Annotated in this window: 8 protein-coding genes; 4 read left to right on the forward strand and 4 right to left on the reverse strand. The window is 41.8% G+C overall.

What is annotated here, in order from left to right; all coding sequences use genetic code 11:
• Window positions 1-300 precede the first annotated feature (300 nt).
• The 4 genes from FAM09_RS23665 (at window position 301) to FAM09_RS23680 (ending at window position 9,653) form a co-directional block, all read left to right on the forward strand.
• Entirely contained in the window at window positions 301-7,359 is a 7,059-nt protein-coding gene (locus FAM09_RS23665) for an FG-GAP-like repeat-containing protein (RefSeq protein ID WP_136579631.1), read from the forward strand.
• 9 nt (window positions 7,360-7,368) lie between these two features.
• Window positions 7,369-7,791: a hypothetical protein gene (locus FAM09_RS23670; protein ID WP_136579632.1), complete on the forward strand. Its 423-nt coding sequence runs from the start codon at window positions 7,369-7,371 to the stop codon at window positions 7,789-7,791.
• Between the two features lie 13 nt (window positions 7,792-7,804).
• The gene (locus tag FAM09_RS23675; protein ID WP_136579633.1) at window positions 7,805-8,245 is read left to right on the forward strand and encodes a T9SS type A sorting domain-containing protein; all 441 of its coding nucleotides are present in this window, start codon (window positions 7,805-7,807) and stop codon (window positions 8,243-8,245) included.
• Window positions 8,246-8,528: 283 nt separating this feature from the next.
• Window positions 8,529-9,653 carry a ScyD/ScyE family protein gene (locus FAM09_RS23680; RefSeq protein ID WP_136579634.1) on the forward strand — a complete coding sequence of 375 codons (1,125 nt, stop codon included), beginning with the start codon at window positions 8,529-8,531 and terminating at the stop codon, window positions 9,651-9,653.
• Window positions 9,654-9,694: 41 nt separating this feature from the next.
• On the opposite strand, the gene FAM09_RS23685 is transcribed toward FAM09_RS23680, so the two are convergent.
• The 4 genes from FAM09_RS23685 to FAM09_RS23700 all read right to left on the reverse strand — a co-directional run bounded on the left by FAM09_RS23685 (window position 9,695) and on the right by FAM09_RS23700 (window position 11,978).
• Complete coding sequence (locus FAM09_RS23685; RefSeq protein ID WP_136579635.1) at window positions 9,695-10,264, reverse strand: hypothetical protein; 570 nt, start codon at window positions 10,262-10,264, stop codon at window positions 9,695-9,697.
• 126 nt (window positions 10,265-10,390) lie between these two features.
• On the reverse strand, window positions 10,391-11,035 hold the full coding sequence (locus FAM09_RS23690) for a hypothetical protein (protein WP_136579636.1): 645 nt from the start codon (window positions 11,033-11,035) through the stop codon (window positions 10,391-10,393).
• A 71-nt stretch (window positions 11,036-11,106) separates the two neighbouring features.
• Window positions 11,107-11,676: a hypothetical protein gene (locus tag FAM09_RS23695; RefSeq protein ID WP_136579637.1), complete on the reverse strand. Its 570-nt coding sequence runs from the start codon at window positions 11,674-11,676 to the stop codon at window positions 11,107-11,109.
• The gene (locus tag FAM09_RS23700; RefSeq protein WP_136579353.1) at window positions 11,649-11,978 is read right to left on the reverse strand and encodes a hypothetical protein; all 330 of its coding nucleotides are present in this window, start codon (window positions 11,976-11,978) and stop codon (window positions 11,649-11,651) included. Before FAM09_RS23700 ends, FAM09_RS23695 begins: the two co-directional genes overlap by 28 nt.
• Window positions 11,979-12,173: the final 195 nt, after the last annotated feature.

Here is a 12,173-nt window from a genome sequence, read left to right on the forward strand (position 1 = left end):
TTTTTTTTACCAAATTGTATCCACCATAACCTTAGCCAAAATGAAACTGTTATCCTGCACACCTTGCCAGTCTTTGGTCAAACGCCTGCATCTTTCTCTGATAAAGAGTCATTTTTCCCCATAAAAAAATGCTTCTTCAATGCTATAAAGCAATTATTCCGTTTCTATTAAGGTTAGCGATCCATCGCATATAATTACGCCAATACCGTCTACAGGCGCATGCCAGAAAGTATTTCTATCAGTGACCTTGTTCTAAAAGACTAAACTAAAACTAGTAGCTCGTTCCCTAAAATACCGAACATGAAACCTTATCTGTCTTCCTGCATTAAGGATTGTTTTTTCAAACTTATTATTACTGTTGCTCTTGTTGTTGTTAGTGTTTCGGCCAAAGCGCAGTGTTATGCAAACTTTTCCCTGAGCAGAACTTATCCTTACGGCCAGTTATGCTCACCCCAAAATGTAACTGTTCGTGCCCAACATTATAATCCAAATCCCGGATGGGTAGATGGTGAGTTTCGCTGGTACAGGAGCAATACAGCCCCTGATCCGGTTCAAACCAATTTTATCAGCTCGGATTATATATTGATCGCTGACTATAGTTTTTATGCCACCAATGGTTCAGGAGTATGGGTAAGTTTTTATGATTACGCTACCAGTTGCGAATCCCCTCGCATTCCATATATTCTTTCTATTGGGACCATGCCCAATTTATCCCAGACTTACGCACGCGTATGCGATGATTATATTGGTCGCATACAACTGGGCAGCAACGTAAGCGGCGTTACCTTTCAGCTTTATTATTTTGATCAATCAAATACCTATCAACTACTTGGCCAAAATACCACAGGTTATTTTGAACTTCCGGATTATTCGATTGGCGATGAAGGCAGGTATTTTGCAAAAATTTCTTATTCAGGCTGTTCATCGCTTTCCTATTACCCGTTACATCTTGAAGTGATAGGTTCTGCGCCCCCAACCATTACCGGTAACCTGTCGATACTGGTGGGGAACAACAACACTTTAACAGCAAGCGGAAGTGCATCTACTTTCAACTGGTATGATGCAGGAGGTAACCTTCTTAAAGCAGGCTTGCAATACACTATGCCCAATACCCTTACCGGTAATACCTATACCTACCAGGTGCGGGGACGCAGCAGTGATGGGGCTTGTTTTACCAATCCAGCCTATGTTACGGTTACAGTTAGCAATCCGGCTGTTACATATACGACCCCATATACCAGTTCTAATTTTACTAAATCAATTGATTTAAGCAAACCGGTTGGTACTGTTTCAGGTACATCTGGTACAACCGCTGCCGGCGGAGCTACTTATTCCATCCCCATTTATACCCCTCCCGGAGCCAATGGCATACAACCTTCTGTAAGTGTTGTTTACAATTCCATGTCGGGAAATGGTAATGTGGGTTTGGGATGGAATATTTCGGGTCTTTCTGCAATTACAAGGTTTGGCAAAAACATGTACCATAATGGAGTAGTAGCTCCTGTTTCCTATACCAACCAGGATGGTTTTTCATTAGACGGCGCCCGGTTGAATGCAATCTCTGGCACATATGGAGCGGCTGGTACTGTTTACGCTACCGAAAGGGAGGTTTTTTTTAAAATTATTTCTTATGGCAGTTCGGCCAATAATCCCGATTGGTTTAAGGTAACTACAAAAGATGGAACAATCATGGAGTATGGGAATACCACTGATTCGCGCATGCGCACAGACAATGGTGCAAATGTGATGGTATGGCGGTTGAATAAAATCATTGATATTAACGGTAATTATATTTCTTTTAAATACGATAATGGATTCAGGGATAGCCGCATCGATGAAATTAATTATACCGGTAACGACAATACCGGGTTACAGCCATTTAACAAATTGAAATTTAATTATCAAACAAGAGAAGACCGGACGACGAGTTACGAAGGAGGCGCTTCCCTTGCATCAAGGCATTTATTAAAGAGTATAGTCGTTACCAGTGAGGGAAGTGCAGTGAAGACCTACCAGTTTAATTATGCATTTGACAATCTTACCTCGCTGTTAAAGGAAGTTATTGAATCAGGAACGGATGGTTCTTCGCTTAACAGTACTATTTTCTTGTATGGCGATCAGCCACAGAACATGGTAACGCAAACAACCGTTGCGCTGGAGGGTTCCTACGATTTCTTTTCAGGAGATTTTGATGCCGATGGAAAATCAGATCTGCTGGCAGCAGAAACCTATTTAGACGCCAATATGGGCATTCGGCTTCATTCCAATTACTCATTGATTAAAGATGTGTATGAGTATGGTTATACATTTATTTATAATAAAACATTGCCGCAGAACATAGGGTCACAGGTGATCCAGGATAAAAAATTCTTCAACTTTCTGACAGCAGATTATAATGGCGACGGACGGGATGATGTTTTGGAGGTGTATTCTTCTACAATAAATGTGAGTCCCTGTAATGGATACAGGAGAAAAGTTTCGGGCGGTAGTATAAATTATACTAAAAATATAAATAACCAAACTGGTTACACTGCAGCGCCTTTTGACTATCCAACAGATGTGCTGAATGTACCATACCAATATGTGAGTGAAAAAGGACATTTCTTTATTCCAGGCGATTTTGATGGTGATGGTAATAAGGATTACATTTTGTTACTCGGCAAACCAAGACAAAATGGAACCTGTGTATTAAACATTCCCCGTGTCGCATTTGACTATAAAGCCTTTCTTACCAGCCCATCTACCAATGAGACCAATGCTGAAATTGCTAATTTCGGTTTTGGCGCAACGGCTGACTATTATGCAGGAACTGTAGCAGGCGCCGACATGCTCAATACATTGGATTTTGACGGTGATGGAAAAACGGAAATCCTGGTAACAAAAGATAATCTGAGTTATGTAATAAGAATTCAACGGGTATCTGCTACCAGCGGTTTTTTGTTCGGGGCATCGGTTATCTATACAACCGGAGAAATTACCAAAACCAGTAAAATTTATCCGGGCGATTTCAATAGCGACCACAAAACAGATATACTGGTAAGAAACAGCAGCGGTTCATGGAAGATCCTGTATGGAACCGGTACCAGCTTTACCGTAGCCAGTTTCACCTTCAACCAAACGCCCAATCTTCCAGATGACCATACAACAGATAAAATTATCGTTTCTGATTTTAATGGCGACGGCAACAGCGATATTATGCATGGATTTCGGGTGACCGGAACCGGCACTTCAAAAATCTCCATGTATTATTTTAGAGGAGTAAACAGCGGAACTCCTTTTTATTATGAACAATATAATTACAATAACCTGCTGGCGTACGGCGAACTTACTGTGGGTGATTTTAATGGCGACGGCAGAAGCGATTTATTAAACAGGCCCAATGTTGAATCTTCTGCCGATTTCATTTCTTTTAAACCATTCGGAAAAGAACGATTGCTTGCGAAAGTAACAAATGGCCACAATGTTACGGTTGAATTTCAATACAGAAATCTTACCGACGAAAGCACCTTTCCTTATGTTTATAGCCGCACTATTTCTCTTGATAGTGCCAGCAATAAAAATCCATTTAATTACATACAATTACCCATCTATGTAATTTCAGCCCTGATTACTCCGAATGGGATTGGCGGTACATCTACTACAATGTATAATTATGAAAATGCCATTTTGCATAGAGCGGCAAAAGGGTTTCTTGGGTTTAAAAAGACCAGTGCGCTGAATTTAACCACAAGGATCAACGTTGTTACCGAAATCGATCTCAATACCCAGTTCGCAACACTTTACAATGTTAAGGTTGCTTCACTAACAAGTACCGGTGACGTTTTGGGAGAATCAATTACCACCAGCTCTTTTTCCAACCTGAGCACCGGCAACCTTGATAAGCGGTACTTCCAGAAAATTGATAAAGTATTGGACATTGATTTTGTTAAGGGCTCGGCATCTGAAACTTTAAATACGTATGATAGTTACGGAAATATTGTTACAAACGTTTTAAAGACCGGTACCCTCTCAGGAAGCAGTGTGAATGCAGTGGAAAGTTCAACCTCTACAATTACTTACAGCATTCACAATACGCCGGTGCCTGCGAAACCAGACCAGGTAACCGTGGTAAAATCAAGAGCCGGGGCAACATCGCAAAGCAACACTACCCAATATACCTATACCAGTACTGGGTTGTTATTGTCGCAAACCGATTTTTACGGCTTGCCTAAGGCGGTAACCACCACATACAGTTATAATGGATTTGGTAACCCTGCCATCATTACATTGAGCGCAACAGGAGTGAATAACCGGGTTAGTAATTTAACCTATGATAGTAAAGGAAGATTTGTTATATCGAAAACCATTGCTGCAGGAACGCCTATCGCTCAAACAGAAAGCTTTACTTATGATGGAAAATGGGGGAAGCCTTTGTCAATGACTACCAGCGATTGTATTACTGTCCAGTATGAGTATGATGTTTTTGGGCAAGCCAAAAAAACAATCGAGCCGGCATTTACAGCAATCCATTCTCTTGTATGGGATGTTCAGGGCAATAATGTGTACTATAGCCTTGTCGATTATTCGGGTGGCAAACCCGACACCAAAGCCTGGTTCGATAAGTTAAACAGGGAAACCAAAAAACAGGTGGCCGGGTTTAATAACCAGTGGCTCAACAGTGCTGTTACCTATGATGTAAAAGGAAATGTAGCGAGCAACACCAATACATACTATTCAACGGAAACACCCATAACAACTACAAACACGTATGACGGTTACAACAGGCTGAGGATCGTATCGAACCCGTTAAATACGATCAATTATAATTATAACATGCAATCGGGCGGAAATGTACAGGTTACTGCAACAGACCAGGCCGGCCAAACAAATAATAAAACCACTGATGCCGCTGGGAAAATAATTGCAGGCAATGATAAAGGCGGCAGCCTGACCTTTACGTATGATAGCCGTGGTGCACAAACAGAAGTTAAACATGGTGGCAATACCATAATTACCAATACGTATGATGCTTACGGCCGGAAAACAAGCCAGGTTGATAAGAATGCAGGTACCATAACTTACGAATATGATGCCCTGGGGCAGCTAAAACAGCAAACTGATAATACCAATCATACTTACCAGATGAGTTATGATGAGTTGGGAAGGGTTATTAGCCGCCAGGGACCTGAAGGCGTAACTACCTACGAATATTATAAAGATAATGAAACGGGCTGCAGCAACAATAAGCTGCAGAAGGTTACCGGGTTCAACGGAGTAATTAAGGAATACACCTATGATAACCTGAAACGGCTGCAATCGGAAAAAGTGACTATTGCCGGAATCACATATATAACCATGTATAGTTACGATGCGTACAGCCGTGTGAACAAGGTCACGTATCCTTCGGGTGTAGAAGTAAATAATGTATATGATAACAACGGACTACTGACTTCAGTTACGGGAGGCAATACAGGCGCTCAAACAACATTATTTACCGTAACAAAAATTAACGGCTACGGACGATATATAGATTATACGCTCGGTAATAACAAAAGCTCACAAATCACTTATCAAAACGGGTTTCCAACACACTATTATACTCAGGGGGTACAGGATTTGAATTTTACCTGGGATTATGCCAAAGGAAATTTATCAGGTCGCCAGGAAGTGATCAAAGGAGTAACTGAAAGTTTTCAATATGATGCGCTGAACCGGTTAACACAAACATCAGTAAATAACCAGGTACAGTTGAACCTCAGTTATGACGGCAACAGCACATTTTCGATGGGCAATATTGTTTCGAAAACAGATGCCGGGGAGTATACATATAAAACCGACAAAATTCATGCGGTAGCATATATTACCAATCCGGCGGGCAGTACAGCGCCACCTGTTACTACCAGTCAAACAGAGCAAACCATTACCTATACACCGTTTTTGAAAACTGCTACCATCAATGAACAACCATATCAGATAGCGTTCACCTACGGACCCGATTATCAAAGAGTGAAAAGTGAATTACAAACAAACGGCGTACTTACCGAAACCAGGTTGTATATAGGAAATTATGAGAAACAAACCGACAATACAGGCGCCAAAGAAATACATTATGTTTATGGAGGTAATGGCTTATGTGCCATCATTGTACGGCAAAACGGGGTAAATAATTTTTATGTAACCTATACCGACCATCTGGGTTCTATACTCACGCTTACCGATTTGAACGGAAATATTGTGGTAGAGCAAAATTTTGACGCCTGGGGACGAAAGCGCAATCCGCAAAACTGGACCTATAGCTCCATTCCATCGGTTCCCGGATGGTTGAACAGAGGTTATACTGGCCATGAACACCTGGCGCAATTTGCCCTGATTAACATGAATGGCCGGCTGTACGATCCGGTACAAGGCCGTATGTTAAGCCCTGATAATTATATACCGGGTGCTTTTAGTACACAGGGGTATAACCGGTATGCGTATGGCCATAATAACCCAATGAGCTATGTTGATCCCGATGGCAATTTTCCCTGGTTAATAGTTGGAATGGCAGCTTTGTTTGCTTTAGGAAATACAGCTACACATGCCATGGGAGGGGATATAGATAACTTTGGGGATGGCTTAAAATATTTTGCACAAGGGGCCATTACCGGTGCAGCTTTAGGCGCAGGTATAACTTTCGGATTACCTGTTCCAGTTGTTGGCCCCATAATAAAAGGAGCGGCATTCGTATATGCCGTTACTACCAAACTGAGTTTTGTAAGCGCGGCGATACGAAGTATTGTTAAAGGAGATTTAACGCCTCTTGCCAATGCCGGGAAAATATTCGCCGGAAACTTTTATCTGGATGAAAATAAATCGTTTTTTGGCGGTGTGTGGGAAGGAGTAAGTCGTTTTACGTGGCAACTTCCTCAGACTACTATAGGGCATGCTTCGGCTGCAATGCTAAATACTTTTGGCGGGGTTCGCAGTGTAGGTTATTATGGTGGGGCCACAGTTGTTGAAACAAACCGTGATAATTGGGGTGGAATAACACAGGGTAGCTTTATTATTGGCGACAGGGGCATAAGAGCTAAGCCTAATGATCCGCTTTTTCAGCATGAGTATGGACATTATATACAGAGCCAGCTTTTTGGTCCCCTGTATTATGGAAAGGTAGGTATTCCAAGTGTGTTAAGTAAGGATCCCCATGAATTACATCCGGCAGAGCAGGATGCCAACGCAAGAGCTTTTGCTTATTTTAACAAACATGTACCTGGGTATGCAGGGTGGGATTTTGGTTTTAATCCTATCATTAATACCGGGTATAGATTGGGTTTTCACTGGTTTGATGTGATCGACCCATTAGGTATTATAAATACTATTTTTTTAAACAGGCAATATTAAATGATGAATGTGGGTAGAATAATTGTGCTGTTATTACTTTCCAATATCTTCCTGTCTGCAGGATGCAGAAGAGATACAAAAAATTGTCATCATAATATTGCTGTATATAATACAAGCAACAAACCTATATATGCGTCCATTAGTGCAACGTATCCCGATACCAGTATAACGGTTCCCAATCCGGTTCTATCACCGGAGACTCATAAAGTGGCAATACAGGAAAAGACACTGGTATTTTCTATTCGCGATTGCGTAGAGGTCTATTATAAATACTTGCTGCATTCAGACACCCTGGTGTTATTTGTTTTCGACGCCAGTGTGTTAGAGTCAAATTCATGGGAAACGGTAAAACAAAACGATTGGGTACTGAAACGTTACCTGTTTAGTCTTTCTGATTTGAAAAACAAAAATTTTACCATTGATTATCCTTAGTAAACTTATCTATATGAAGATAAAAGCCTTTCTATTCATAATTCAAATGCTGGTTGGCTTTGTAATATATGCCCAGCAATTGCCTTTAGGGGCCTGCGGAATTGTTTGCACTTACGATGCCTCCGGTAACAGGTTAAAACGACTTTATTTTTGTAATAATGGTGGCGTTTATCCTGCCAGAGTAAGCCAGGAAGCGGCCAAAACAACCGAAGAATTTCAATCTGTTGAGGCATTATATCCCAATCCTACCACAGGCCTGTTCTTTGTAACTTTTAGCAAAGAACTTATAAATGCCAAAGTATTCCTGACAGACCTGAATGGTAAAATTGTACTACAATTTGCAGGAAACGGGAACAAGCTAAAGTTTGATTTATCTGCCGCGCCAGCCGGGATATATATAGTAAGAATAGAAGACAATGGTTTAATAATTACAAAAAAAGTAGTTAAACTATAAGTACCCGTGTTTATTTAACTGATGAATATCACTCCGGGATGGGTGTGCAAATACTTTATTGTTAAAATATATTTTTGTACTTTTAATAAACAGGTGCTTTTACAACGAACCTTCTGAATGCCTCTTTTAATTCTCCCTCGTTTATTAATATTGAACAAAGTTCCGACATCCAAAAACTCGCTCAATTTTTGAATCGACTCTACAGCTACAATTCCTTGCCTTATTAAACTTACCTGCTCAGTTTGCCTGTTTAGTTTTTATTATGTCATCTAAAACTAATGTTATGCAAACATCCTTTTACATCAACCATTATAGTTGGGTTGAGAGTCGTTTTTTTAAATACTACGGATGGTCTCTGCTGGCTTTTGTTCTCCTTTTCGGTTCATGTAAGAAAGATGAAGCGGAGCCGGGTACGGTTACTGTTTTTGGCTCCGGGTTGAACAACCCACGTGGCTTGAAGTTTGGACCGGATGGCTTTTTATATGTGGCAGAAGCTGGTCTTGGAGGAACAGAGAACCATGATGCCAAATGCCCGGCATTAGTGCCGCCTGACGGCCCTTACCTGGGAAGTGCAACCGGTGGGCGAATTTCAAAGTTCAGTAAGCATGGTACACGCACTACTGTTACCGATCAACTTCCTTCTGTAACATCTGCCTTCGGTGATAAATTGGGTGTGAATGATGTGGCGTTCGTCGGCAACACATTGTATGCGGTGCTTTATGCGGGATGCGGGCATGGGGTTCCATCAGTGCCTACCAGCATTGTAAGGATCAATTCAGGCACTTCACATACGGTGATCGCAGATCTTGGACAATGGAGGGTTACTCATCCCGTTGCAAATCCTGAACCTGCTGATTTTGACCCTGAAGGCGCCTGGTACAGTATGATCAGTGTTCATAACGATTTATATACGTTGGATGCAAACCATGGCGAACTGGTGAAAGTAACCACTGATGGAACCATCACCAGCGTGATTGACATTTCTGCAAGCCAGGGACACGTTGTTCCTACCGCAATTGATTATCGTGGAAATTTTTATGTCGGTAATCTGGGTACTTTCCCCATTGTTGATGGCAGTTCAAACATTTACAAAATAAACCCCGGCGGGCAGATCAGTATAGTGCATACTGGTTTTACCACTATACTTGGATTGGTGTTTGACAACAGGGGCCGCATGTATGTATTGGAAAGCACTACCGGGAATCCATTCCCTACACCAGGTACGGGAAGGGTTGTACGGGTTGATCCCGACGGGTCGAAAGAAGTGATTGCAACTGGGTTTTCCAATCCTACAGCAATGACGTATGGCCCCGATGGAAATCTGTATGTAGCCAATTGGGGTTTTGGCGGCGAGGCAGGTGATGGCGAAATACTGAAAGTAAGGTTAAAGAAAAATGGGCTTTGGTAAAATATACATGTAGTAATGCGTATATCAGGGAAAGCCAAATGTTAGCGGCCACCTTGCAGGGTGCCGCTACATTTATTAAATAGTATTTTGCTGTCGTTGAAATTGACGATGCAGTTTTTGCTGTCCTCTTCGGCTACAATTTCAATTTTTTTCATTAGTATTGGAATGAAGGTCAATTTATATAGTTCGTATGTCATAAGACCGCGTCCCGTGAATCCTTTATCTACTATGTATTCTATTTGATAGCCTTTTAGTTTCCATTTTTTTTCCGTCGTTTCACCTCCGCCCATTGTCCTGATGAACCAGGCATAACCCATAACAACCAATAATAGTCCTCCTGACAATAGCGCAGCAACGAATTTTACTCCCTGACCTTGTATCTGTTTTGAGAAAAAGGAATAACCACACGCTAAAAGAATTAGTACTAAAACAGGAAAAGCGTTGAAAAATGAATATCTGTATCCAAATAATAAAGGGATCAATAAAGTCAATGCCGCTATTGCGATGAGGCGTATTTTCCTGGATGATAATCCAATTTCTAATGCTAGTCCCACAAATGGGAAAAGTACCAGGATGAATGTTTGTTTCCCGTGCTGTATTAAAAATTCCATATTGATATTTCAGGATATCGTTCTTAATACCGCTAAACTAACTAAAAAAGCCCCATCCGCCAGGTGACGGATGTGACTTTTTTAGTTGGTAATTGCCAGTTTCTTCGGTGCAAAACTAATTCTTATTCAACGCACGTTCAGCAATTTTCCAGTATGATCTACAATTATTGGCGATCTGCGTTGCCCGATATGGGTGGGTAAATCTTCCAGTTGATAAACATCACCCTGATCGGCGTATGAAAGATTTGCCATTTCCAGGCGGCCAAAATCAATCCCGAAGGAACGTTCACCCAATAAATTATATACGGCGGCATAAGCCAGTTGTAAAAAAAGATGTTCATTGTCTTCCGAACATAACGGGTGATACACTATAATATCCGTATCGTAAGGATCATCGCTTGCAAAAGAAAAACACAATTCACTGGGATCTATACCTGCTTTCTCTATTTGCTTTTCCAATAAAAAATCAACGGGCATGGGATCTTCCAGCGCAATAATGTTCCATCCGGGTATTTCAGGTGCTGTGGCGACAAATGCGTCTACTTTTTTAAAATGCATCACTTTGCCATTTACGGTGATGGTAAGCCTCGCCAATCCATTATCAGGCAATGTTACACTGAAGCCAAAAAATTTAAAATAGGCGCGTAAATGAGCGTTCAATTCATGCAGCCAGTAAGCAGCTTCTTTTTTAGTCTTTTTATTCAGCTCAAGATATTCCTGATTATAACGTTTGAACCACTCCCAAAAATGACGCTTTGGTAATTTGCTCATATCATTTGTTTGTAGTTGTTTAAAAAGGAACCCCGTCCCGGCTAAGCCGGAACAGGATTCCTGGTAAAACCTTACAAAGTAACTTCCAACGATCCTTCATTTTCCGGAACATCGGTTGCTATGGCTATGATCTTGCTACCAGCCAGCGGATTGTTAACCTGCGTGGCGGTGTAGGTCCAGTCAAGGCCATTGGTGCTTTGTACAGCATTACCTGCTTCCAGTAGCGTGCCGTTGGCAGCATATATTTCCACCCGTACACTTATTACGCGAAAATCATCTATTGCACGAACAGCGATCTTGTCGCCGGCTGCGCCTTTATAATTACGCGTATTGATGCTTTTAACAACGGGCGGAGATAGAAAATCTTCCAACGCTCTGCTATACACGTTTTGCCGGGGCCTTAGAACAGCGGCATAGGCTTCAGCCATGCCTTTGTCGGGACTTCGGATAATTGCCCGTGCATATCGTGATGCGAGCAGGAATTTTTCCTGTGTTTCTGCCTGTGCAGGTGTGGGATCTCCCTCCCTGCTTTTAGGTGCTTTCGCAACTACTGTTTTACCCTCCCACTCGCGAAATACGAGTTCTTTTCCGAGGGATCCTCTAAGCTTGCCTGTTACCAGGCTATTATTTGAATGTGCCATGATTGTTTGTTTTTAATGGTGAATAAAAAAGATACCTTACCAATCGCTGCCGGGGAGAGGGTTTGCGGGTTCGCTCTTCCCGTTAGCCCTGAGCGAAACTCCTTTGGCGGCGACTGATGACACAAATGTATACAAGCTTTCAAACCGTTTTTTCCAAAATGTGATGGTGTTTTGTTCTTGATGTGACGGGCTTCGGAAAGTGGTGTGATGAACTGCATTTTCTCCTCGGGAACACCTGTTTTTTTGTGACGGTGTTCGATAAATGGTGTGACGAACAGTACAAAACGGGTGATGAAAAACACAGCCTCCTCTTTGCCTCCTCGGCTCCCCCTCTGTTCCACCTCTTTGGCTCCTCGGAATCCGAGGAAGCAAAGAGGACCCAAAGAGAACACAATGAGGTAGCATCGCGGTAGCATTGAGGTGTCTTATACCGTTATTGTCTAGTCCTATTCCATACAGCGTACACTTTACGCAATCCTGATAGTGAAAGGGTAATT

The sequence above is a fragment of the Niastella caeni genome, assembly GCF_004834005.1.
GTDB lineage: Bacteria > Bacteroidota > Bacteroidia > Chitinophagales > Chitinophagaceae > Niastella > Niastella caeni.

Bases quoted from the DNA above. Each gene is read 5' to 3' on its own strand.
- FAM09_RS23680 (WP_136579634.1), top strand. From the start codon at position 8,529: ATGCAAACATCCTTTTACATCAACCATTATAGTTGGGTTGAGAGTCGT.
- FAM09_RS23675 (WP_136579633.1), top strand. From the start codon at position 7,805: ATGAAGATAAAAGCCTTTCTATTCATAATTCAAATGCTGGTTGGCTTT.
- FAM09_RS23690 (WP_136579636.1), bottom strand. From the start codon at position 11,035: ATGAGCAAATTACCAAAGCGTCATTTTTGGGAGTGGTTCAAACGTTAT.
- FAM09_RS23685 (WP_136579635.1), bottom strand. From the start codon at position 10,264: ATGGAATTTTTAATACAGCACGGGAAACAAACATTCATCCTGGTACTT.
- FAM09_RS23695 (WP_136579637.1), bottom strand. From the start codon at position 11,676: ATGGCACATTCAAATAATAGCCTGGTAACAGGCAAGCTTAGAGGATCC.
- FAM09_RS23665 (WP_136579631.1), top strand. From the start codon at position 301: ATGAAACCTTATCTGTCTTCCTGCATTAAGGATTGTTTTTTCAAACTT.